Here is a 24,275-nt window from a genome sequence, read left to right as displayed (position 1 = left end):
AATGGTTCCTATTTCTGCCAGTTAGGGGCACGTTTTTCAAAAAATGCAGTTAGGCCTTCTTGGCCCTCTTCAGATACACGAATGCGAGCAATGCGCTCAGCGGTTAACTCAATCAGTGCATCATCTATTACGTTGCCAGCGACATCATTGATTAGCTGCTTCGCTGCTTTAACAGCAATAGGGCCATTGTTAACAAGGTTTTGTAAGTGTTTATCGAGAACTGTTTGTAAATCGCCGGTGATCTGGTGAATTAAACCCAGTTGCTTAGCTGTATGCGCGTCAAAAATCTCTGCCGTTAAAAAATAACGACGTGCAGCGCGCTCACCAATAGCTTTAATAACATAAGGGCTGATAACTGCAGGAATAAGACCAAGCTTTACTTCACTTAAGCAAAATTGTGCATCGTCTTGGCAAATTGCGATATCACAACACGCAATCAAGCCTAACGCACCGCCAAATGCAGCACCTTGTACGGCACAAATTGTTGGATGTGGGCTTGTAGCAAGGACTTTCATAAGCTTTGCTAGCTGCATAGAATCCGCTAAGTTTTCTGCAAAGTCATTGCCAGCCATCGACTTCATCCAGTTTAAATCAGCGCCAGCAGAGAAGTGCTTACCTTCGGTTTTTAAAACCAGTGCGCGAACATCGCAACTGTTTGCGTGTTCAATTAAACGGATCAGTTCACTGATGACTTCTTCGTTAAATGCATTGTGTTTTTCAGGGCGACTTAGTACCAGTACAGCCACATTTGATTTTGTTATTTCGAGTGTTACTGACATAAGGCCTCCATTACATTCTAAATACGCCGAACTGCGAATCGCGCTCTGGTGCATTTTTAGCTGCACTTAAGGCAAGCCCTAATACATTGCGGGTATCAGCAGGATCGATAATGCCATCATCCCAAAGGCGGGCACTGGCGTAATATGGATGACCTTGTTTTTCGTATTGCTCGATAATTGGCTTTTTAAACTCACTGACTTGCTCATCAGTCATGCTTTCGCCTTTACGGGCTAAACCATCTTGTTTAACTTGAGCAAGAACGCCAGCCGCTTGTTCACCACCCATTACAGAGATACGAGCATTTGGCCACATCCACATCATGGTAGGCTCAAACGCGCGGCCACACATACCGTAGTTACCTGCACCATACGAGCCACCAATTAACACCGTAAATTTTGGCACATCAGCACATGACACAGCGGTTACCATTTTCGCACCATGTTTGGCGATGCCTTCAGCTTCGTATTTTTTACCAACCATAAAGCCAGTAATGTTTTGTAAAAACACTAAAGGAATTTTGCGTTGTGCACATAGTTGTATGAAGTGCGCGCCTTTTTGCGCCGATTCACTGAATAAAATGCCGTTGTTGGCAACAATACCGACAGGGTGACCAAAGATTGTTGCAAAGCCGGTTACTAAGGTTTCGCCAAAGTAGCGTTTAAATTCATCAAACGATGAATCATCAACAACACGGGCAATTACTTCGCGTACATCAAATGGTTTTTTAAGGTCGGTACCCACAATGCCGTAAATTTCGTTAATGTCGTAACGCGGCGGTTTAACATCATCAAGTAACGGTGCAGTAGGGCGCTGATAGTTAATTCGTTCAATACATTGGCGCGCGATAGAAAGTGCATGGGCATCGTTTTCAGCATAGTGGTCGGCAACACCTGATGTTTTACAGTGAACATCAGCACCACCGAGCTCTTCAGCAGTTACTTCTTCACCTGTAGCCGCTTTAACTAGAGGCGGACCAGCTAAGAAAATTGTGCCTTGCTCTTTTACAATAATACTTTCATCAGCCATTGCTGGTACATAAGCACCACCTGCGGTACATAAACCCATTACGACTGCAATTTGTGGAATGCCTTTTCCAGACATACGAGCCTGATTATAGAAAATACGGCCAAAGTGTAATTTATCTGGAAATACATCATCTTGTTCAGGCAGGTTTGCACCGCCTGAATCAACTAAATAAATACACGGTAAATGACAACGCTCTGCGATATCTTGGGCACGCAAGTGTTTTTTCACCGTTAGTGGAAAGTATGTACCGCCTTTTACAGTTGCATCATTGGCGATGATCATACATTCAACGCCTTTCACACGACCAATACCAGCAACAACACCAGCACAAGGAATAGCTTGTTCGTACACACCAAAGGCAGCAAATTGAGAAATCTCTAAAAATGGCGAGCCTTCATCAAGTAGCGTTTCAATACGGTCACGAACAAACAACTTACCACGACCTTGGTGGCGTTCAATCAGGGCTGGGCCACCACCTAAACGGATATCCGCTACTTTTTCACGTAAATCACTTACGAGCGCTGCCATGTTGTCGTGATTTTGCAAAAATTGCGGATCGTGTGGATTTACACTCGATTTTAAAATCGTCATAACAAGGTCCTATCGGCTTTCAGTGAATAATTCGCGACCAATTAGCATGCGGCGGATTTCTGAAGTACCTGCGCCAATTTCATATAGTTTTGCATCACGTAATAAACGACCAGTCGCGTATTCGTTGATATAGCCATTACCACCTAAGATTTGGATAGCATCAAGGGCCATTTTAGTCGCCAGCTCTGCTGCATATAAAATCGCACCAGCGGCGTCTTTACGCGTTGTTTCGCCGCGGTCACATGCACGAGCTACCGTGTAAACGTATGAACGAGCTGCATTCATTTGTGTGTACATATCAGCGATTTTGCCTTGAATAAGTTGGAACTGACCAATTGGGCTATCAAATTGTTTACGCTCATGAATATAAGGAACCACAATGTCCATACATGCTTGCATAATGCCAAGCGGGCCTGCAGCTAAAACAACACGCTCATAATCAAGGCCACTCATAAGTACTTTTACGCCTTCGTTTAAGTTACCTAGAATGTTTTCTGCTGGTACTTCGCAGTTCTCGAACACTAATTCACAGGTGTTAGAGCCACGCATACCAAGTTTGTCTAGCTTTTGTGCAGTAGAAAACCCTGGCGTGTTACGTTCAACGATGAACGCTGTGATCCCTTTAGGGCCAGCATTTAAATCTGTTTTTGCATAGATAACAAAGGTATCGGCATCTGGACCATTGGTGATCCACATTTTGTTACCGTTAAGTACAAATACATCGCCTTTTTTCTCAGCTTTTAATTTCATTGATACAACGTCAGAACCCGCATTTGGCTCACTCATCGCAAGGGCACCAATGTGCTCACCGCTGATAAGTTTAGGTAGGTATTTTTCTTTTTGAGCCTGTGACCCATTACGGTTAATTTGGTTAACACAAAGGTTTGAATGAGCACCATAACTTAAACCAATCGATGCACTTGCACGGCTAATTTCTTCCATTGCAATAACATGTTCAAGGTAGCCAAGGCCAGCACCGCCAAATTCTTCAGGCACTGTCATACCTAATAAACCCATTTCGCCAAGTTGTGGCCAAAGTTGATTAGGGAAGGCATTTTCTAAATCTGTTTGTTCTGCAAGTGGGGCAATTTCTTGGCTCGCAAAGCTATTTACGTGATCGCGGATCATGTCTGCTGTTTCGCCAAGTCCGAAGTTCATTTCTTTGTATAGTGAAATAGTGCTCATAATGTGTGTTCCTGTGAGAGTCTGTTGACGAGATTGTTGTCAGGTTATTCGTCTAAATTATTAAGGGTTTCACGACAGCGACGTTCTGCAGTTACCAATTCCATTAGTACAACTTTAATGTCGTCCATTTGTTGGCTCAGGTCCGCTTTTTTCTCTGCGATAAGGTCAAGCATAGTCACTAGCTGTTTAGCACTTGATTTATCTGCATCGTAAAGTTCAAACAAACGGCCCGTTTCAGCCAAGGTAAAACCTAAGCGTTTACCACGTAGAATAAGTTTTAGTCTTACTTTGTCGCGTTTTGAATAAATACGGGTTTGACCATTGCGATCAGGTGAGATCAGGCCTTGGTCTTCATAAAAGCGGATAGAGCGGGTGGTAATATCAAATTCTTTTGCTAATTCGCTGATACTAAACGTTTGCTCATTGCTCGCAGGTTCAACTGCTGCGCTTTCAAAGTTTGTTTGATTGTCTTGTTTCATGATTTATTTACCTCATTCGAATAACACCAATATAAGTGAAGTTTACGTAAAGGTAAAGGGTGATTTGGGAGTTATACTTTAGACTTATAAAGATAACTGGTTGGATTTGTTGAAAAGCTTTATTTATCTAGCCTTGTAAGCAGATGTTTGATTTTTAATACAACAAAATACAGATAAGTTTACAGTTTTGCCGGCCGCAAAAATGTTGATTTTAGATTTACGTTGGCGTAAACGTAAATATTATGTATGCTGAATTAAATCGAAATTAAACTATAACAAATTAACTGTTTGGTTACACATGATTTGAACACATGATGATAACCACTTACATGGAGCCAATTATGACTACTGAAGCCGTTGTTATTGTTGCCGCAAAACGTACCCCTATGGGTGGTTTTATGGGCGCACTAAGTGGTGCACACGCAACTGATTTAGGTGCTACAGCTATTAAAAGTAGCTTAGAGCAAGCCGGTTTATCTGCCGATAAGATTGACGAAGTGATCATGGGCTGTGTATTACCAGCTGGTCTTGGTCAAGCACCTGCACGCCAAGCAATGTTAAAAGCGGGTCTTAATCAAGGTACTGGCGCTACAACAATCAACAAGGTATGTGGCTCTGGCTTAAAGGCTGCAATGTTTGCCCATGACTTAATTAAATCAGGCTCTATCAACTCAGCGGTTGCTGGTGGCATGGAAAGCATGAGTAATGCCCCTTATATGTTACCAAATGCACGTTCAGGTATGCGTATGGGTCATGGCGAAGTAAAAGATCACATGATGTGTGATGGCCTTGAAGATGCTTACGACAATAAAGCAATGGGTTGTTTTGCACAAGACACTGCCGATCAGTATTCAATTGGTCGTGAACAAATGGATAACTTTGCACTTAGCTCGCTGACTAAAGCAAATAGTGCGATTGAAACAGGCGCATTTGCAAACGAGATTGCCGCGCACACTATTTCTACACGCAAAGGTGATGTGACCGTTGCGATTGATGAGCAACCAGGCAATGCACGTCCTGATAAAATCCCAGGTTTACGTCCTGCATTCAAAAAAGACGGCACGATTACAGCTGCAAACTCGTCATCAATCTCTGATGGTGCAGCAGCGCTTGTGTTAATGCGTGAGTCAGATGCTAAAGCACAAGGTTTAACACCACTTTGTCGTATCGTTGCTCACAGCACACATTCTCAAGCCCCGAGCGAATTTACTTTAGCACCGGTTGGTGCGATGCAATCGCTTTTAGAAAAAGCAGGTTGGTCTGTTAATGATGTTGATTTATGGGAAATCAACGAAGCGTTTGCCATGGTGACTATGCTAGCAATTAACGAGCTAAAACTTGATGAAAGCAAAGTAAACGTAAACGGCGGTGCCTGTGCACTTGGTCACCCAATTGGTGCAAGCGGCGCGCGCATCTTAGTTACCTTAATTCATGCATTAAAGAATCGTGGTCTTAGCAAAGGTGTTGCCTCACTGTGTATCGGTGGTGGTGAAGCTGTTGCTATGGCAGTTGAAGCTATTTAATCGTTTTAGAATTTTAATCTCTCACAGCCGCAACGTATTTTAAAAACTATCATGTTGCGGCCTCTTTATACCCACTGGGGAGGAGTGCCTCATGCACCAAGTACCTTTATTTATCAACGGCGAATTTACCCAATCAAGTTCAACGCAGCTGATTGATGTTATCAATCCTGCAAACCAAGAAGTGTTAGCGCAAGTTCCTTGTGCAACGGATGCTGAAATGGATGCAGCCATTGCCTCTGCAAAAGAAACATTTAAAACATGGAAAGAAGTGCCAATTTCTGAGCGTGCGCGCATTATGATGAAATACGCTGCACTACTAAAAGAAAACCATGATGAGCTTGCGACGATTATTTGTCATGAGCTGGGTAAAACATTTGAAGACGCTAAAGGCGATGTTTGGCGTGGTATTGAAGTTGTTGAGCAAGCAGCCAATGCACCATCACTGATGATGGGCGAAACAATGGAAAACGTAGCACGTAAAATCGATACTTACTCTTACATGCAGCCACTGGGTGTATGTGCGGGTATTACGCCATTTAACTTTCCTGCGATGATCCCATTATGGATGTTCCCACTGGCAATTGTGTGTGGTAACACCTTTATTCTGAAACCATCAGAGCAAGATCCACTAACACCAATGCGTTTAGCTGAACTATTTGTTGAAGCGGGTGCACCAAAAGGGGTGTTACAAGTTGTTCATGGTACAAAACCACAAGTTGACCGTTTATTAGAAGACCCAGCAGTACGTGCAATTTCATTTGTTGGTTCGTGTGGTGTAGGTGAATACATTTATTCAAAAGGCACAGCAAACCTTAAACGCGTGCAAGCTTGTGTAGGTGCAAAAAACCACATGGTTATTATGCCTGATGCAAGTAAATCGCATGTTGTAAACAACCTAGTAGGTGCGTCTGTAGGTGCTGCGGGTCAGCGCTGTATGGGTATTTCGGTTGCTGTGTTTGTTGGTCAAGCAAAAGACTGGGTTGACGAAATTAAAGCAGGCTTTGAAAACGTACGCCCAGGTGTATGGGATGATGCCAACGCGGCTTACGGCCCACAAACATCAAAAGCTGCTAAAGACCGTATTTTATCACTTATCGCAAGTGGTAAAGAACAAGGTGCAACGTGCTTAATTGATGGCTCTGACTTTACTGTTGAAGGTTACGAGCAAGGTAACTGGGTTGGTCCAACGCTATTTACTGATGTAACCACCGAGATGGATTTATACAAAGAAGAGATCTTTGGTCCCGTATTGGCTTGTATGTTTGTAGATACTCTTGAAGAGGCGATTGAGCTTATCAATAACTCGCCTTACGGTAACGGTACTTCGTTATTCACATCAAGCGGCGCTGCTGCACGTAAATTCCAACATGAAATCGAAGTAGGTCAAGTTGGTATCAACGTGCCAATTCCTGTGCCACTACCGTTTTTCTCTTTCACAGGTTGGAAAGGCTCATTCTACGGAGACCAACACACCTACGGTAAGCAAGGTATTCGCTTTTACACAGAAACGAAAACAATTACTTCACGTTGGTTCGAGGATGATATCGCCTCAGGTCCGAACATGAGTATCAACCTTAAATAAGCTGTAATTAATTTACTGCTGAGCGAGCACACGCTCGCTCAAAGAACACACATTTAAACGACAACAATCGTTATTCACACAAGAATAAGACAACAAAATAGAGGTCTACTATGGACTTTAATTTAACCGAAGATCAGCAAGCGTTTGCTGAAACAGCCCGTCAGTTTGCAGAGTCTGAACTTGCTCCACATGCAGCTAAGTGGGACCAAGAACACATTTTCCCTAAAGACACCATTAAAGCAGCCGGTGAGCTTGGCTTTTGTGGTTTATATACCCCAGAAGAAGCGGGTGGATTAGGTTTATCTCGCCTAGATTCAAGCATTATCTTTGAGCAGCTAGCCATGGGTTGTACAGCTACGACCGCAATGTTGACCATTCATAATATGGCAACCTGGATGATTGCAAGCTTTGGTACTGAGGACGTTAAAGCCAAGTACTGTGAACAATTAGTAATGGGTGAGTTACTTGCTTCTTATTGTTTAACAGAGCCAGGCTCTGGCTCTGATGCAGCATCACTAAAAACTAAAGCGGTAAAAGAGGGCGATGAGTATGTGATCTCAGGCTCTAAAATGTTTATTTCGGGCGCCGGTGAAACTGATTTACTTGTGGTTATGGCGCGCACTGGTGGTGAAGGCGCAGCCGGTATTTCGGCATTTGTTGTGCCTGCAGATGCTGCAGGTATTGAATACGGGAAAGCTGAAGAAAAAATGGGCTGGAATGCACAGCCAACACGTTTAATTAGCTTTGAAGGTGTCAGAATTCCTGCGGCTAACTTACTAGGCCAAGAAGGCGAAGGCTTTAAGTTTGCAATGCAAGGCCTAGATGGTGGACGAATTAATATTGCTACCTGTTCATTAGGTACAGCACAAGCAGCACTTAACACTGCACGCGAATACCTAAAAGAACGTGAGCAATTTGGTAAGCCATTAGCTGCCTTCCAAGCACTGCAATTTAAGATTGCCGATATGAACACTGAGCTTGTTGCCGCTCGTCAAATGGTGCGCTTAGCCGCATTTAAACTAGATACCGGTGACAGCGAAAAAACCACTTACTGCGCGATGGCAAAACGTTTTGCTACAGATGTTGGTTTTAAAGTATGTGACGATGCACTACAAATTCACGGTGGTTACGGTTACATCAAAGAATACCCATTAGAGCGTCATTTCAGAGACGTCCGTGTGCATCAAATTCTTGAAGGCACAAACGAAATCATGCGTGTGATTATCGCACGTCGTATCTTAGCTGAGTCTGCTGGCGACATTCTATAAGGAGCAACCTATGTCTAATCCATCGATTGATTTAAATATTGAAGGTAACGTAGCGGTTTTAACTATGAATAACCCGCCAGCGAATACCTGGACACAAGATACATTAACTGCATTAAAAGACACTGTAACTGAGCTAAATGCTAACAAAAATGTCTATGCATTAGTGATTACAGGCCAAGGTGAAAAGTTCTTTAGTGCAGGTGCCGATTTAAACGTGTTTGCCAGCGGCGACAAAGGCGTTGCTGCCACTATGTCAAAAGTGTTTGGTGATGCATTTGAAGCATTAACCAATTTCCGTGGTGTATCTATCGCGGCTATTAATGGTTATGCCATGGGCGGTGGTCTTGAAGTGGCTCTTGCTTGTGATATTCGTATAGCTGAAGAGCAAGCTCAAATGGCACTTCCTGAAGCGAAAGTTGGCTTACTGCCTTGTGCTGGCGGTACGCAAAACCTTGCATGGCTTGTTGGTGAGGGCTGGGCAAAACGCATGATCTTATGTGGCGAGCGCTTAAAAGCAGACAAAGCTCGCGAAATTGGCCTTGTTGAAGAAGTGGTTGGTGCTGGCGAAAGTTTAGCTGCGGCAATGAAACTTGCTAACCAAGTTGGCGAGCAAAGCCCAGTTGCTGTGACTGCATGTAAAGAACTTATTCAAAAAGGTCGCACACAACCTATGGCTCATGCATTGCCATTAGAGCGTGAGTTATTTGTACAATTATTTGATACGCAAGACCAAAAAGAAGGCGTGAATGCATTCTTAGAAAAGCGTAAAGCAAATTGGGTAAATGGCTAATGACTAACGCAACACTACTAAATCATCAAGATGCGCCTGTGGTGTTTGAAACTGCAGAGGCCGAGAGCGGCCTCATTGCAATTGCGACACTCAATGCGCCTAAGTCTTTAAACGCTTTAAATTATGACATGATCCAACTGCTTGAGCCTCAGCTTAGAAAATGGGCTGACGATGACGCCGTTGCCATGGTCGTGCTAAAAGGGGCTGGCGAAAAAGCATTTTGTGCCGGCGGCGATGTTGTTAGCCTGCATAAAGCAATGAGCACAGGTGAGCCTGCGAACTACATTGAAGACTTTTTTACCCTTGAGTACAAATTAGACTACCTAATTCACTGCTATGAAAAGCCAATATTACTTTGGGGTAATGGCATTGTTATGGGTGGCGGCCTTGGCTTAATGGCTGGTGCAAGTCACCGAGTGGTAACAGAAACATCGCGTATTGCAATGCCTGAGCTAACCATTGGTTTATACCCAGATGTGGGCGGCAGTTACTTCTTACATAAAATGCCTGAGCAAGTGGGTCTATTCTTAGGGTTAACTGCTGCGTCTATCAATGCTGAAGATGCCTTGTTTGTTAATCTTGCTGATCACTATGCAACAGCAGATAAATATGACGCTATTTTAACAGCTATCACCGCGGAAAAGTGGGGCAAAACAGCCTCATTAAACCACGAAAAGCTAACTAACATTTTAATCTCGATTGATAATATTTCAGGCCGTGTTCCTAAAGGCAATGTAAAAGATAACTTAGCGGTTATTCAAAAGCTGGCTGAGTTTGATTCATTGCAGGGAAAAATTGACTACATTCAAGCTTTAGAAACTGAAGACAAATGGCTTAATCGTGCGCAAAAATCATTAGCGCATGGTTGTCCGCTTAGTTGTGCGCTTGTTGAACGTCAATTAGCTAATTCAATAGAGATGACGTTAGCAGATTGCTTCAAAATGGAGCTAGGTATGTCAGTTCGTTGTGGCGAAGTAGGCGAGTTTCAAGAAGGGGTTCGTGCGCTATTAATCGACAAAGATGGTGCACCTAACTGGCAGTTTAAATCGCTTAGCGATATCGACGAAGCAGTTGTAGATAGCTTCTTTACAGCACGCTGGGATGAGCAATCACACCCACTTAACTCATTAACGTCATCTTAAGTCCAAGGGGTAAACAAATGGCTAAATTAACAATAGGATTTATTGGTTTAGGCAACATGGGTGGCCCAATGGCGGCAAACCTTGTCAATGCAGGTCATACAGTTCGCGTGTTTGACTTAAATAAAGCGGCGGTCAGTGAGCTTGCCGATAAAGGTGCAATTGCTGCTACCGATGCAGCAGAGTGTGCCATTGGCGCTGATATTTTTATCAGTATGCTACCAGCAAGCAAACACGTTAAATCGCTTTACTTAGGCGAAACAGGTCTTATCAACTTACTTGATAGCAAAACCTTAGTGATTGACTGCTCAACCATTGATGCCGAATCAGCGCGTCAAGTGGGTAGCGAACTTGCTCAAAAAGGCATTGATTTTGTTGATGCGCCGGTATCAGGTGGTGTTGCAGGTGCAACAGCGGGCACTTTAACCTTTATCGTCGGTGGTGAGCAAAGCCACTTTGAAAAAGCCAAGCTTGCTCTAGTAGATATGGGTAAAAACATCTTCCATGCTGGTGATATTGGCGCAGGCCAAGTCGCAAAAATCTGTAACAACATGCTGCTCAGCATTTTAATGGCTGGCACTAGCGAAGCACTACAAATGGGCATCAACAATGGGCTCGACCCAAAAGTGTTAAGTAACATCATGACTGCGAGCTCTGGCCGTAACTGGACACTTGAGCTTTATAACCCATGCCCTGGTGTAATGGAAACAGCACCAGCAAGTAATGATTATAAACCGGGCTTTATGGTTGATTTAATGGCAAAAGACTTAGGTCTTGCTATGGAAGCAGCTCAGCAAAGTAATTCATCTACCCCAATGGGGTCAATGGCGAAGAATCTATACACTATGCTTCAGCATCAAGGTGCGGGTAGTGATGATTTTAGCGCTATTTTTAAATTATTCTCGAAGTAGGAGATTGTTGTGGAAATTAAAAACAACAACATCGTAATTACCGGTGGTGCGCAAGGTTTAGGCTTTGCAATGGCCGAAAAATTTGCATCCCTTGGTGCGAACATCGCTCTTATCGATATGCAACAAGACGTACTTGATACTGCAGTATCAGCGCTTGCTAAATATGGCACAAAAGTTATGGCGTATGCTGCTAATGTTACAGATGAAGATGCTGTGGTAGCAACGTTCAACACTATCAATAAAGACTTTGGCCATATCGGCGTGTTAATTAATAACGCAGGTATCTTACGCGATGGTATGTTTATCAAAGCAAAAGAAGGCAAAGTGGTAGATAAAATGTCGCTGGCTCAATTTCAATCTGTGATTGATGTGAACCTAACAGGCGTATTTTTAGCAGGGCGTGAAGCTGCGAGCCATATGATCGAGTCTGGCAAAGGCGGTGTAATTGTTAATATGTCGAGTGTTGCCCGTGCTGGTAACATTGGCCAAACAAACTATGCTGCGTCTAAAGCCGGTGTTGTTGCGATGACAACGGGTTGGGCGAAAGAATTAGGTCGCTTTGGTATCCGCGTTGGTGCAATTGCACCAGGTGTTATTCGCACAGCAATGACAGATGCGATGAAACCAGAAGCAAAACAACGCATGATGGCGGTAACGCCAGTGGGTCGTTTTGGTGAAGCAGATGAAATTGCTCAAACAGCACAATACATTGTAGAGAATGACTTCTTTACAGGTCGTGTTGTTGAAATTGATGGCGGTATCCGCCTTTAGTTTGAAATGGTAACCCTTTACCCATTGAAAGTACCAAAACGGTAAGCCTAGCTTGCCGTTTTTTTATTTTTAAAGTATTTTAAATTCATAATGATAAGGAGATTTGTTATGAACACTGATGGTATTACAGTATCAATGAGCAAGGGAATTAAAGCCAACTTCAAACTGGGTGAACATTTAATTGAATACTGGGGTTCTGCTTACTCAGGTAAAGAAGTTCTGAAAGTAGACGGTGAATTAATAGCAGAATCACGTAACTTTAAAACTAAATCTGTTCATGAGTTTAATGTTGATGGTAAAGCCTGCCAATTAACGATTTCAGTGACTTTATTCAAGAAGTTTTCTTCTACCATTACATTAGAGTGTGAGGGTGAGCTAGTTCACAGTTATCAACTCACATATGGTAAAACCCGACAAATTGCTTGGTATTTAAAAGCAATTCCATTTTTATTTGCAGGGGTTTTAGGCTGGTGTTTTGCCGCTGATATTCTTACCTTATTAGAGTTGGTTATCTTTTTTTGCTTAACCTTTGCAGTATCAGAGCTTCTTATGAAAGATCAAGGCTGGATCATAGAAGAGCAAAAGCCTTGTAATTAACTGCCTAGCATTCAATAATTAAGCGGTTAAAAGCCGCTTAACTTTGAGAGATGCAGTGAATCCCAAACAAATCCGCAATTTTTATATCAATGAAGAACAGTCTGTTTATTTGCTGTCTCACCATGATGCTAAAAAGCACCGTCAATGGCTTAACATTTGTATTAAACAGCTTACTTTGCTTGGTTACAGTGACGTTGAATTAATTGGTTCTGGTGCGTTTGGATTTGTTTTTGCCGGTGTCGATGATGAAGACTTACCTTGGGTATTTAAGTTTTCACGTATAACCCTTGCACAAAGTGTACGTGATCGTCTAGAAGACGAAGCGTACATGCTCTCGCAAGTTAATAATCCGATGGTGCCAAAATTTTATGCCTTTGAACGCATTAAAAAGCAAGGCATTTTAATGATGGAGCGCGCTCTAGGTGAAGACTTAGAGAAAATATCCATCAAACAAGGGCGTTTTAGTGCAGCAAAAGTCATGGCGCTGGCTCTTAGGTTACGTAATGTGCTTTTAGATTTACGTGAACACAAAAATGGCTTAAGCCCTCAGCCAATTGTGCATGGCGATATTAAACCCTCTAACATCGTTTATGATGAACAAACCAATAAATTGTCATTGGTAGACTGGGGCAGCTCTGTTTATGCACAAATAGATGCTGAAGGTAATCCGGTCGCCAGCAATTTTATGGATCTTATGTCTGCTGATATTAGTACCACTAATGCACGTATGGGTGATGTGTATTTTATTGGTGATGAGCAAATGTCAGGTGGGCAGTCATCGCCACGTTTTGATGAACAAGGTGTTGCCTCAACCCTTTATGCACTTGCATCTGCACAATCATGCCGGTTTGGTGCGGCGGTTATTCCGGCTACAAGCCTGAATTTACCTATGGAGCTTGCCCGGGTTATTGACGGTATGCTTTCAAAAGATAAGGCAACCAGAGATGGCGCTGGTGATTATTTTATGCGAAACATGCCTACAATGGCTAAAGCTTACCTCCCTGAGCTGCCGCGTAAAGTCATTCGACCGTATATTCCTTATTGGTTTAGTGAGTTTGATGAACACCCAGACACGGTTGTTTATAGCTCACGTAAACAATTTTTAAGACAAGCCGACCATAATCAACAATTACTTGATGTAAACGATGCCCAGCTCGACAGATACTACAAAGAGTTTTTATTTGATACCGGCGACACAGAAAAAGCATTTTTGGCCTCAATAAGCCGATTAGCAAAATACCCAGTAGTGGGGGGCCTTAGTTTTCATTGGAAAGAAAACTCACTGTTTGTTGAGTCTTCCCTTATTTTGCATGATGAAACGCTTGGCACTGCGTTTACCGATGCGATTAACAACACGGTGATGTTAGCACAGGGGATTGAACAAAAAGGTCTCTTTAAATGTTGCTTGTTTGATGCGCGTAAAACCATTCAGCTCGAGCGTGATGGCACAGGCGCGTTTAAATTTGAACATTTGCCTGAGCTTGATTACGAAGTAATGGATATCCAAGCCTCAGACGTAACCAGACCACACTCTTATTTTGAAGATGGTAAAGACCCGGATGAGCAATTACAGCTCCCGAAAAAGGTTATAAAGTGTGTATTTGAGCTCAACCAAATACACCATACGGGCTGTATCATTTTCGAAGCCTTACCTGATAGGATGAAAATACATCATTACTATCGACTGCTTGATGCCAGTAAAGAGCCTGAATTTAAACGCTTATTGAGTAAGCTTATGCAATACGCGGTTAGTATCACAGATATTGGTGTGGCAGGCTTTATGAAGCTACCTTACAAAAATACCCGTGAATTTGATTTGTGCTCTAAACAGCCCGATGAGTTTTATCCAAGAGATCCAAAAAGAGCTGAATGCTAAAAGCTGACTAGTTTCAAGCAGTTTAGGAGAATAACAAACATGGACTACACCCCAAATTATAAAAATTATTCATTAGATGAGCTTTTAGATGCTCAAAAATATATTGATAAAGAAAGCTTCCCACAAAGAGCACAAGAGTTAGAATTAGAGATTGCAAATAAACTAAAAGACCCAGAAATAAAAGCAGAGTTTGAAGAGCTAGAAACGAATAAAAGGTATGCTACTTTTTGGCCTCGTTTTTGGGCTGCTATTATTGATGGGTTAATATTTACAGCATTACTTTATATCGAATGCTTACTTTTTGGTGTTGAATACTCTCACCAAAACATGGTTTTACAAGCCGTTAATGGCATTCAGTATATTGGCTATGTTGTTTTTATGCATGGGTTTTATGGGCAAACACTTGGCAAGATGGTGATGGATGTTAAAGTCCTTGATCATGACACTGAAACAGATATTACGCTTAAACAATCAGTGCGCCGAGAATCTGTAAATATTGCTATTAACTCATCTTGGATACTACTACTTTTATTTATTTCAATATCGTTACAACAACTTGGTAGCGTACCTGAAGTTTTAACTTATTTAATTATAGGTCTGAATTCATTAGCTACAGTTTGGGCATTGTCAGAATTTATAACCATGCTGTTTAATGAAAAGCGTCGTGCAATACATGACTTCATTGGTAAAACGGTTGTTGTTAGGTTGTAATAAGGCGTTCTACTATGACTACCGTAATAAAAATACCTGAATTAACTAATGAAATAGTCGTTAGTTCTTTTGGCAGTAGCAATTAATAGGAATTGTTTATTAATCCTTTCAATTTATCTAAAGGCTTTTAATGAATGCAAATGTGTAAAGTTCTTGTCGAAAATTTATATTATGATGGGCCAAGAGAGGGTATCACATCTATTGAGGGGAGACATTACAGGTTTATTTCAGACTTCAATGATGACATTGGTTTTACTGATGAGTTTTCTCTTTATTTAATATCAGAATCGGAACTTCAATTAGAGATTGAGCAATGGCAAATTTTTGTTAAATGGAATAAAAAATATCAGTCAGGTGAATTAAAAGCCGATAGTCATCCTGGGCATGGTGGTATATCTCAAAGATGGGATGAAATAGAGCAAGCTTTGGCAATTAACAGAGAAGATACGTCAAACTTTAAATTTAAAGCTCTAGCTACCTTTATCCCGAATGGTCAAGAACTGCAATATGATTTAAATGGCCCTTGTTATGATGTTACTTGGCACTTTCTTTAATTATAAGTGTATTTAAAAAACGATGGCTATTTGGCAAAGAACAATAGTTCTAATACCTGCACAATGGGTAGAAGATAAAAATTATTCAGTTGAGGCACTCTACAATGCCGATGGTTATTTCGATACTGCCTGCGTGTGGAAACAACACCAACCAAATGTGCAAATAAACAAGCTGTTGGATAATGTTTTAGTAAGAACTGAAAGTAATACTTCCGATATTAAAATGTGGGGTAATAGTTCATCAAATGAAATTACTATTTCTGTTAATGATGAATCGATTGATGAAATTGTAATTAGAGTTGATTTAAGGAAAGACATAAGTAATTTTTGCTTTTCAATTTGCCAACTCGCTAAAAAATTACAGTGTTTTTTATTTATTCCTAATAAAAAGCTTCTTATTGAGCCTGACATTCACTTACTAATGCAAAACATACAAACACTGACTACTACAAATCAAAAGCGTAAATTTAAATAACCTGCTAAATAGCAGGTTATTTAAGGTGTAATCTTACTTATGCTCTTCAATAATCTCAGTGATCCCTTCAGCTGAGAGTATCTCTATCCAATACCCATCAGGGTCTTTTATAAAGGCTAGGCCTTTCATCGAGCCATCGTCTGGTTTTTTTACAAACTCAACATCGTATTTTGCAAAACGCTCGCTTGCTGCGTACACGTCTGGCACGCTAATACCTATATGACCAAAGCCTTTTGGTTCATCATTACCACTATGGTAACCAGCAAAGCTGTCGTCGTTTTCTGTGCCCCAGTTATGTGTAAGCTCGATAAGAGCAGGGCGGCGAAACACCCACTGTGCTTTTTCTTTATCGGTGCCTTTTGGCATGTCTTGCTCATAACCTAAAAAGTACAGCGTAAACTCCATTTTAGGGAAGTCATATTTACCTAGTAACTTCATGCCTAAAACATTCTGATAGAAATCTAAAGAAGGCTTTGGATCTTTAATGCGCAACATTGTCTGTTGCATTACATAACCTTGCGTTGCAGTTGCGATTTGTTCAGGTGATTCGTTGTAGTTAGACATACACATCCTTTTTTACTGACATTAATGATGATTAATTCAGTCTAACATAACCACGTTACCCTTAAATTAATAAAAATAATATTGACGTCTTTAAATAGCCCTTCAAATCTTAACTTGCTAACTTGCTAACTTGCTAACTTGCTAACTTGCTAACTTGCTAACTTGCTAACTTGCTAACTTGCTAACTTGCTAACTTGCTAACTCAAATAAAAAACCGCCCTAACAGGCGGCTTATTTCAACTAACAGCTTTAAGCTTAATTACCCCAAGGATTACTCGCACTTGAACGCTGTTTACGAGCTCGAGCAAGTTGTTTTGCTTCTTTTTTAGCGTGGATGCGTTTGGCGTCAGTAAAACTTAACTCACATGGTTCACCTGGTTTTTGATCAGCAGGGATCACACGATCACGCGGCGGTAATTCGTAGTTTACATTGTCTGGGCGTGGTAAGTTTTTAAGACGATACAAATAAAAGTTTTCTACTTTTTCTTGTGCCCATTGTGTTTTACGTAAAAACTTAACCGCAGATTTTACATCTGGGTTATTCTTAAAGCAGTTCAAACGCATATAGGCGTGGAGTAATTCCCAGCCATATTGCTCGACAAGCTCAGTGACGACTTGCTCGATACCAACACCTTGCAGTGGGTTATTGCTGAAAATTTCTTTATTACTCATTAGACTGTCCGGTATTACAAAACTAGGGTAAGTATAATTGCCTTTACCCTAGTTTTATAGCTAACTTGCTAAGAATGTCTATATTCGAGCTTATTCTTTACAATTGACAACTACACGGCCGCGAATTTCACCTTTTAATAGGGCTTCTGCGTTTGCAACGGCTTCAGAAAGTGGAATTTCTTGCGAAATAGCATCGAGGTATTGAGCTTCTACTAATTCACTTAGACGTTGCCACGCTTCAATTCGGTCAGCTTTAGGGCGCATTACACTATCTATACCCATTAGGCTAATGCCACGAAGGATAAACGGCGCTACCGTTGCCGGAAAGTCCATACCTTGTGCTAAACCACACGCTGTTACAACACCACCATATTTAATCGATGCACACACATTTGCAAGGGTGTGGCTACCCACAGAATCAATTGCGCCAGCGAATTGCTCTTTAGCCAGTGGTTTACCAGGTGCTGAGAATTCTTCGCGAGATAAAACGCGTTTTGCGCCTAATTTTTCAAGGTGATCTGCTTCGTTCATTCGTCCTGTTGTCGCAACTACATCAAAACCTAGTTTATTTAACAAATAGATAGCAAAACTACCCACGCCGCCATTAGCACCGGTAACAAGAATTTCGCCACTTTGGGGTGTGATACCTTGTTTTTCTAAAGCGATGATACTCAGCATTGCCGTATAACCTGCAGTACCAATTTGCATAGCCTGTTTTGGTGTTAAATTAGCAGGGAGGGGGATGAGCCAATCAGCACTCATAGACGCTTTTGAACTCAAACCACCTAAGTATTTTTCCCCAACACCAAAGCCATTTAACAGAACTTTATCACCTACTTTAAATTCATCGCTTTTAGACTCTGTTACTGTGCCTGCAAGGTCAATTCCGGGGATCATAGGAAATGTTCTAACCACAGGACCTTTACCTGTAATGGCTAAGGCATCTTTGTAATTCAAAGTGCTGTAGTCAACATCAATATTTACATCTTGCTGGTGGATGCTTTCTACAGGAAAGTCTGTGTATTCGGCACGATAGCCTTGATCATCTTTATTAATAACTACCGATTTTACTGATGTTGTCATGGTGACTCCTTTTAGACCGATCGTCTTTTAATGGTTAAAATAAAACCGCATTAAAACGGCTTTATAAAATTAATCGTAAAAATTGTGCTGTATAAAGGGTAAGTGGTTCACTTGATTTATCAAGTTTAGAGCGCATTACTGCACCTTCCCAGCCAATCCAGAAGAACTCAGCAAGCATTTTACAATCTGATGATTGAGGAATTTGCTTTTGCTGCTTTGCATCAACTAAGCATTGCTCGATTAAAGCTTGCCAGTTGGCGTAAGCCTGTTTTATGCGGTCAATCATAGGCTCATCAAGGTGACTGATTTCTTGGTTTAAATTACCTATTAAGCAGCCGCGCTTAAACTCAAACTTTGCCATACCTTGTTTGGCGTCATTGGCAAATAGCACAATCCTCTCAAGAGGGGTTGTTGCATCATTGTTTAGGTGGCGTTTTAACTTTGCCTGAAAATAGCTGTCGTAAGCATCAATGAGTGCTAAGCCAAAATCATTCTTACTTTTGAAGTAATGATAAAAAGAGCCCTTAGGTACCTGAGCTGATTTTAATATTAAATCAATGCCGGTTGCACTAAAGCCTTTTTCGGTTAATACAGCTAGCCCCGTATTAATCAAAAGGGCACGGGTATCTGCATTTGAACGCGCTATTTTTGGTGGCCTGCCACGACGGCTTGGCACAGAGTTATTTGTTTCCATAACGACTATATTAGACCGATCGGTTTTTAATATGCAAGCATTAAATTGACTAAATTGTAATCATCATAAATTTGTCATGATTACAATTTAATTGGGAACTTTGCCGAAATTGGCTTGGTCACAAATAATGAAGCTAAAAGAGCTGTATCGTTTTTAGCTGAATTTAAGTGTATTAATAGATGGTTTTAGTTGAAGAGGTACGACCACTTAGTCATTTAAAATGTTAATTCATTTGAGCATCAGCACGTTAGTTATTGTCAATTTATTTAATTGCTTTTTGCTATTTGAATTTAACAGTTTTATTAACTATTCATTAAATGTAGATGTCAATTTCGCTACATATCTATAAATATAAAAAGGTGAGGATATTACCTATGAAGAGACAGAAAAGAGATCGTTTAGAAAGAGCTCATTCTCAAGGTTATAAAGCAGGCTTGGCAGGCCGTTCCAAAGAACAATGCCCTTATCAACAAATCGACCCTAAATCTGAGTGGTTAGGTGGCTGGCGAGAAGCCATTGAAAACCGAAACATGTTTAAAACTTAATATAGGCACCATATTTACGCAAAAAAGCCCCATTTAGGGGCTTTTTTGTATCTGCTATTTTGTATCTTAAATTAAAGATTAAAACGCAGATGTATCTTGGAAAAGGCCTACTTTAAGATCTTTTGCTTCATAGATTACGCGGCCATCTACTTCTACAGTACCATCAGCCATACCCATGAATAATTTACGTTTAATAACACGCTTCATGTCTAAACGGTAAGTTACTTTTTTAGCTGTTGGTAAGATTTGGCCTGTGAATTTAACTTCACCTACACCAAGTGCACGACCAAGACCTGGACCACCAGACCAACCTAGGAAGAAACCAACTAATTGCCACATAGCATCAAGACCAAGACAACCAGGCATTACTGGGTCACCTTTAAAGTGACAGTCAAAGAACCAAAGATCAGGATTGATATCTAGTTCTGCAACGATTTGACCTTTACCGTGCTCACCACCATCAGCAGTGATAGAGATAATGCGGTCCATCATTAGCATGTTGTCACTTGGTAAACGACAGTTGCCTTCACCGAACATTTCACCTTGACCGCAAAGGACCAATTCTTCTTTTGTATAGCTGTTTTTAGGTTCCATAACTCTCATTCATCGCTTAGAAATTGCCCCGTACTTTAGCGTACACTTGTACGCTAAACAACTCGGAGCAGTTAATTATTTGCTATTTTTCGCTTATTTTATGACCATTTAATTAAACTGTAGCTGATAAAGGGAGATAAAACCGCGCATTGTGAAGTAAAAATCATTATAATTGCTGTGATTCTTTAACCAGTCTAAAGGAAATTTATGATCCTTTTTGTAAACTCACTGACAGTGATTGATTTTTCTTACTTGTGTAATAAACGCGGTGCAGTTGGCGAGAGCTGGATTGTGGATTTAACTCTGCACGGTCAATTAAATGATGAGTCGATGGTGCTTGATTTTGGCTTAGTTAAAAAGCAAATCAAGGGCATTATTGATAACTGTATCGACCATAAACTTGCTGTGCCAGCCACTCTAAACGGTTCACTAACACAGCATGCTGATCACAGCGTGCTAGATTGTCACTTTGGTGATAATTATCACTTAGCTATGAGCGCTCCTAACCAAGCATATTGCCTAATCGATGCTGATGTTATTGATGAAAAATCGGTAACCGAGTTTTTAATTAAAACTATTATGCCTGAGCTCCCTAGCAACATCGAAAAGATTGAAATTAATTTATACCCAGAGCATAGCCAAAGTTTTTATTATCATTACAGCCATGGTCTTAAAAAGCACGATGGTAATTGTCAGCGTATTATTCATGGCCATCGCTCACAAATTGGTATTAGCCTTGATGGTATGGCTATGCCTCGCTTACAAAAAGAGTGGGCAGATAAATGGGAAGACATTTATCTAGCAACAGCTGAAGATGAAATCAATAAATCAGACCTCAAGCATGTAACTGCACAAGTAAACGATGTGTGCTTTGCTTACACATCACAGCAGGGCTATTTTGAAATGGCGATAGACAAATCACGCTGCGACATTTTACCTTGCGATACTACGGTTGAGTGCATTGCAGACTACTTAAGTTCACAAGTTAAAAACCAATACCCTGATTCAGAAGTTAAAATTACAGCTTACGAAGGGGTTGGCAAGGGGTCAATCAGTTATGCGTAAAGGATTATTAATAGCAGCATTTGCAGGGTTGTTTTCTTTAACTGCAAGTGCTGTTGAATTAAAAGGACATTTAACTCAAGGCGGTTTAGTAACAGGCCAAATTGAAGGCGCTAAAAGTGTAAGCTTCAATGGTGAGCCACTTAAGCTTTCAACAAATGGTGAGTTTGTGTTTGGCTTTGGCCGTGATGCTAAGACAAATCATAGCCTTTCTTGGGTTGATAGTGCTGGTGTAAGCCACGAACAAGCAATTGTGATCACTAAGCGTGATTACAAAATTGATAAAATCACCGGTGTTGCAAAAAAATATGTTTCGCCACCTAAAGAAGTATCTGAGCGTATTAGCCGTGAAGCTGTAGCAGTACGTAAAGCTAGGCAAGTTAATTCTGACTTACGATACTTTTTAGACCCTGTTTATAAACCCGCAACGGGGCGCATTTCAGGTGTTTATGGTAGCCAGCGTTACTTTAATGGTGAGCCTCGCCGCCCGCACTTTGGTTTAGACATCGCCAATAAAACGGGTAGCCCAGTATATGCACCAGTGAGCGGCACAGTTGTTTTTGCTGATGCTGACTTATATTACTCTGGTGGTACCTTGATTCTTGACCATGGCCATGGTGTTACTTCTACTTACATTCATTTAAGCAAATTAGATGTAAAAGTAGGGGACGAAATTAAGCGTGGCGATAAAATTGCCGAGATCGGTGCGACCGGTCGCGTAACTGGCCCTCATTTAGACTGGCGTTTTAATTGGAAAAATGAACGCCTTGACCCTGCGCTAATGATGCAAGACACATTAGCTAATAAAAAGTAGAGACTATGACACAACAAATCGATCGTGACGCTATTATTGCAAAGCGTATTGCTGACTCAACAACGTCGGTAACAAAAACAGTTTTTCCTGGCCGTACTAACCACCACAATACTTTGTTTGGCGGTGACGCGTTGGCATGGATGGATGAAGTAGCGTTTATTGCTGCTACACGTTTTTGCCGTAAGCCACTTGTAACGATTTCGTCTGACCGTGTAGATTTTAAAGAAGCCATTCCGGCTGGTACATTTGCAGAGCTTATTTCTAAAGTTGTACACGTAGGTAACACTAGCCTTAAAGTAGATGTTGAAATCTTCTTAGAAACAATGCACAAAGACGATAAACACTTAGCTATTTCTGGTAGCTTTACGTTTGTTGCTGTTGATGATAACCACAGACCAACTCCGGTAGTGTGCGACAAAATGATCAACGGATTCGAATAAGACTTATAGTGAGTTTTAAATAAATTAAGTACCTTCGGGTGCTTAATTTAACACATAATAAGAACACATCATACTACATTTGTTTTAAGTATATCTCAGCAAGGTACAAAATATGCGGCTATAAGTTAACAGAGGGAGTGCGATGCATTCTAAATGCATGTAGTTTATTACCAGCAATCAAATAAGCATGAGCAAACCCTTGAACCAATAAAAAACACGACTTTACAAAACCATTGCCGCAACCCAGCCAGCAACAAGTAGCGGAATATTAAAATGGATGAAAGTAGGTACCACTGAATCCCAAATATGGTCGTGTTGACCATCTGCATTTAGGCCAGATGTTGGGCCAAGTGTTGAGTCAGAGGCAGGGGAGCCTGCATCACCTAGCGCTCCAGCAGTACCAACCAGTGATGCAGTAGCCATAACAGAAAAGTTTAATTCCATACAAAGTGGTACAAACAGGGTGGCTATAATTGGGACTGTCGAAAACGAGCTACCAATGCCCATGGTAATCAATAAGCCAACGAGTAAAATTAATGCTGCGGCAAGGGGCTTGTTACCTTCAATCATTCCTGCAGCAGAGCTAACTAATGAAGCAACATCACCGGTTGCTTTCATCACCGAAGCAAAGCCTTGCGCAGAAATCATAATAAAGCCAATCATCGCCATCATAGCAATACCTTTGCTAAATACATCGCCGTTTTGCTCAAGTTTTACAACACCAAATAAGGTAAATATAGCTACCCCAACAAGACCACCTAGGATCATAGAGCCGCTAATATTTTGTGCCACTAATGAACAAAGTACGGCGGTAATTCCCACTGCTAACACCTTTTTAGGCTGCTTAATTACAACCTCTTGCTGTTGCTCTGTTAGGCTGTGAGACTCGTAACTACGGCGTTTTCGATAAGATATAAACACCGCAACCAATAAACCAAATAACATCCCAATGGCTGGAATGATCATTGCCATCGGCACTTGAGTATTAACAATCTCTAGGCCATTTTCAGTGAGGTTCTTGTGTAGTATCGAGTATAAGTAAATGCCACCAAAACCATAAGGTAGCACCATGTAAGAGGTGGCTAAGCCGAAGGTTAAGATACACGCAATGGCACGTCTATCAAGGCGTAACTTGTTGAACACCACAAGTAGAGGCGGAATTAGAATTGGGATAAAAGCTATATGTACGGGTATCAAATTTTGCGACGAGATCGCACACAGCAAAATAATACTCAATATAAGATAACTAAGTGTCGTTTCGCCTTTATGGCTTTTCTCGTTTACTTTCTTTAGTAACTTAGACGCTAAAATACGTGTTAAACCTGACTTAGAAATAGCCACCGCAAATGCACCTAACATCGCATAGCTCAGTGCTATTTCAGCGCCGCCCGATAAGCCATCATTAAATGCATTAACGGTTTGTGATAAACCAAGGCCTGCGGTCAAACCCGCTACAATTGCGCTTACCGTCATCGCCACAATGACATTAATTCGACAAAGTGTCAGGATCAGCATCAACATAACGCCGACAATTACTGCATTCATATTG

Annotated in this window: 26 protein-coding genes; 16 read left to right on the top strand and 10 right to left on the bottom strand. The window is 41.2% G+C overall.

All coding sequences use genetic code 11. From position 1 onward, the window contains the following. Positions 1–8: 8 nt before the first annotated feature. From NFU46_RS01940 to NFU46_RS01925, 4 genes are read right to left on the bottom strand one after another with little or no spacing between them, the layout of a single operon-like run. Positions 9–779 carry an enoyl-CoA hydratase/isomerase family protein gene (locus NFU46_RS01940; RefSeq protein ID WP_251599177.1) on the bottom strand — a complete coding sequence of 257 codons (771 nt, stop codon included), beginning with the start codon at positions 777–779 and terminating at the stop codon, positions 9–11. Between the two features lie 10 nt (positions 780–789). Further along, positions 790–2,397, bottom strand: a complete 1,608-nt coding sequence (locus tag NFU46_RS01935) for a carboxyl transferase domain-containing protein (protein WP_175078342.1) — start codon at positions 2,395–2,397, stop codon at positions 790–792. Between the two features lie 9 nt (positions 2,398–2,406). Then, positions 2,407–3,582 (bottom strand): isovaleryl-CoA dehydrogenase, encoded by a 1,176-nt coding sequence (locus tag NFU46_RS01930; protein WP_175078341.1) that lies wholly within the window; start codon positions 3,580–3,582, stop codon positions 2,407–2,409. 44 nt (positions 3,583–3,626) lie between these two features. Then, positions 3,627–4,061: a MerR family DNA-binding transcriptional regulator gene (locus tag NFU46_RS01925; protein ID WP_054553803.1), complete on the bottom strand. Its 435-nt coding sequence runs from the start codon at positions 4,059–4,061 to the stop codon at positions 3,627–3,629. Positions 4,062–4,402: 341 nt separating this feature from the next. On the opposite strand from NFU46_RS01925, the gene NFU46_RS01920 reads away from it, so the two are divergent. From NFU46_RS01920 to NFU46_RS01865, 12 genes are all read left to right on the top strand, one after another. Then, positions 4,403–5,584, top strand: a complete 1,182-nt coding sequence (locus tag NFU46_RS01920) for an acetyl-CoA C-acyltransferase (protein ID WP_054553804.1) — start codon at positions 4,403–4,405, stop codon at positions 5,582–5,584. Between the two features lie 91 nt (positions 5,585–5,675). Next, positions 5,676–7,166, top strand: a complete 1,491-nt coding sequence (locus tag NFU46_RS01915; protein ID WP_054553805.1) for a CoA-acylating methylmalonate-semialdehyde dehydrogenase — start codon at positions 5,676–5,678, stop codon at positions 7,164–7,166. A 110-nt stretch (positions 7,167–7,276) separates the two neighbouring features. Next, positions 7,277–8,434 carry an acyl-CoA dehydrogenase family protein gene (locus tag NFU46_RS01910; protein WP_175078338.1) on the top strand — a complete coding sequence of 386 codons (1,158 nt, stop codon included), beginning with the start codon at positions 7,277–7,279 and terminating at the stop codon, positions 8,432–8,434. Positions 8,435–8,444: 10 nt separating this feature from the next. Next, the gene (locus NFU46_RS01905; protein WP_135924626.1) at positions 8,445–9,224 is read left to right on the top strand and encodes an enoyl-CoA hydratase; all 780 of its coding nucleotides are present in this window, start codon (positions 8,445–8,447) and stop codon (positions 9,222–9,224) included. Then, positions 9,224–10,366, top strand: a complete 1,143-nt coding sequence (locus tag NFU46_RS01900; RefSeq protein WP_251599174.1) for an enoyl-CoA hydratase/isomerase family protein — start codon at positions 9,224–9,226, stop codon at positions 10,364–10,366. The genes NFU46_RS01905 and NFU46_RS01900 overlap by 1 nt, the downstream gene beginning before the upstream one ends. 17 nt (positions 10,367–10,383) lie before the next feature. Then, positions 10,384–11,274: a 3-hydroxyisobutyrate dehydrogenase gene (mmsB, locus tag NFU46_RS01895; RefSeq protein WP_251599171.1), complete on the top strand. Its 891-nt coding sequence runs from the start codon at positions 10,384–10,386 to the stop codon at positions 11,272–11,274. Positions 11,275–11,283: 9 nt separating this feature from the next. Then, positions 11,284–12,045 carry an SDR family oxidoreductase gene (locus NFU46_RS01890; RefSeq protein WP_175081973.1) on the top strand — a complete coding sequence of 254 codons (762 nt, stop codon included), beginning with the start codon at positions 11,284–11,286 and terminating at the stop codon, positions 12,043–12,045. Between the two features lie 108 nt (positions 12,046–12,153). Beyond that, on the top strand, positions 12,154–12,642 hold the full coding sequence (locus NFU46_RS01885; RefSeq protein ID WP_251599168.1) for a hypothetical protein: 489 nt from the start codon (positions 12,154–12,156) through the stop codon (positions 12,640–12,642). A gap of 55 nt (positions 12,643–12,697) precedes the next feature. Beyond that, positions 12,698–14,518 carry a protein kinase domain-containing protein gene (locus NFU46_RS01880; RefSeq protein WP_175081970.1) on the top strand — a complete coding sequence of 607 codons (1,821 nt, stop codon included), beginning with the start codon at positions 12,698–12,700 and terminating at the stop codon, positions 14,516–14,518. A gap of 39 nt (positions 14,519–14,557) precedes the next feature. Next, positions 14,558–15,229, top strand: coding sequence for an RDD family protein (locus NFU46_RS01875; RefSeq protein WP_175081969.1), 672 nt, complete (start codon positions 14,558–14,560; stop codon positions 15,227–15,229). 134 nt (positions 15,230–15,363) lie between these two features. Beyond that, positions 15,364–15,783 carry a hypothetical protein gene (locus tag NFU46_RS01870; protein ID WP_175086981.1) on the top strand — a complete coding sequence of 140 codons (420 nt, stop codon included), beginning with the start codon at positions 15,364–15,366 and terminating at the stop codon, positions 15,781–15,783. 22 nt (positions 15,784–15,805) lie between these two features. Then, positions 15,806–16,258: a hypothetical protein gene (locus NFU46_RS01865; RefSeq protein ID WP_175081967.1), complete on the top strand. Its 453-nt coding sequence runs from the start codon at positions 15,806–15,808 to the stop codon at positions 16,256–16,258. 33 nt (positions 16,259–16,291) lie between these two features. Here the strand turns inward: NFU46_RS01865 and gloA are convergent, their stop codons facing one another. The 4 genes from gloA to NFU46_RS01845 form a co-directional block, all read right to left on the bottom strand. Continuing rightward, positions 16,292–16,822, bottom strand: coding sequence for a lactoylglutathione lyase (gene gloA / locus NFU46_RS01860; protein ID WP_251599165.1), 531 nt, complete (start codon positions 16,820–16,822; stop codon positions 16,292–16,294). Positions 16,823–17,077: 255 nt separating this feature from the next. Beyond that, positions 17,078–17,494: a VF530 family DNA-binding protein gene (locus NFU46_RS01855; protein WP_063705328.1), complete on the bottom strand. Its 417-nt coding sequence runs from the start codon at positions 17,492–17,494 to the stop codon at positions 17,078–17,080. Between the two features lie 90 nt (positions 17,495–17,584). Next, positions 17,585–18,577 carry an MDR family oxidoreductase gene (locus NFU46_RS01850; RefSeq protein ID WP_251599162.1) on the bottom strand — a complete coding sequence of 331 codons (993 nt, stop codon included), beginning with the start codon at positions 18,575–18,577 and terminating at the stop codon, positions 17,585–17,587. 61 nt (positions 18,578–18,638) lie between these two features. Beyond that, positions 18,639–19,271, bottom strand: coding sequence for a TetR/AcrR family transcriptional regulator (locus NFU46_RS01845; protein ID WP_251599159.1), 633 nt, complete (start codon positions 19,269–19,271; stop codon positions 18,639–18,641). A gap of 374 nt (positions 19,272–19,645) precedes the next feature. Here NFU46_RS01845 and rmf point away from each other — a divergent pair, with 374 nt between their 5' ends. Continuing rightward, complete coding sequence (gene rmf, locus NFU46_RS01840; protein WP_036968408.1) at positions 19,646–19,816, top strand: ribosome modulation factor; 171 nt, start codon at positions 19,646–19,648, stop codon at positions 19,814–19,816. Positions 19,817–19,894: 78 nt separating this feature from the next. Here rmf and fabA read toward each other — a convergent pair whose 3' ends face one another. Further along, the gene (gene fabA, locus NFU46_RS01835) at positions 19,895–20,410 is read right to left on the bottom strand and encodes a bifunctional 3-hydroxydecanoyl-ACP dehydratase/trans-2-decenoyl-ACP isomerase (protein WP_054553819.1); all 516 of its coding nucleotides are present in this window, start codon (positions 20,408–20,410) and stop codon (positions 19,895–19,897) included. Positions 20,411–20,617: 207 nt separating this feature from the next. Here fabA and NFU46_RS01830 point away from each other — a divergent pair, with 207 nt between their 5' ends. From NFU46_RS01830 to NFU46_RS01820, 3 genes are read left to right on the top strand one after another with little or no spacing between them, the layout of a single operon-like run. Continuing rightward, positions 20,618–21,475: a 6-carboxytetrahydropterin synthase gene (locus NFU46_RS01830; RefSeq protein WP_251599156.1), complete on the top strand. Its 858-nt coding sequence runs from the start codon at positions 20,618–20,620 to the stop codon at positions 21,473–21,475. Further along, a complete protein-coding gene (locus tag NFU46_RS01825; RefSeq protein ID WP_251599153.1) occupies positions 21,468–22,286 on the top strand; it encodes a M23 family metallopeptidase in 819 nt (272 codons plus the stop codon). Before NFU46_RS01830 ends, NFU46_RS01825 begins: the two co-directional genes overlap by 8 nt. 5 nt (positions 22,287–22,291) lie before the next feature. After that, positions 22,292–22,726 carry an acyl-CoA thioesterase gene (locus NFU46_RS01820; protein ID WP_054561502.1) on the top strand — a complete coding sequence of 145 codons (435 nt, stop codon included), beginning with the start codon at positions 22,292–22,294 and terminating at the stop codon, positions 22,724–22,726. 222 nt (positions 22,727–22,948) lie between these two features. Here NFU46_RS01820 and NFU46_RS01815 read toward each other — a convergent pair whose 3' ends face one another. After that, entirely contained in the window at positions 22,949–24,271 is a 1,323-nt protein-coding gene (locus NFU46_RS01815) for a Na+/H+ antiporter family protein (RefSeq protein ID WP_251599149.1), read from the bottom strand. Positions 24,272–24,275 lie beyond the last annotated feature (4 nt).

Source organism: Pseudoalteromonas sp. NCCP-2140 (assembly GCF_023708065.1).
Lineage (GTDB): Bacteria > Pseudomonadota > Gammaproteobacteria > Enterobacterales > Alteromonadaceae > Pseudoalteromonas.
The sequence above is the reverse complement of the archived record's forward strand: the minus strand, read 5'-3'. Positions and strand labels throughout refer to the sequence as shown.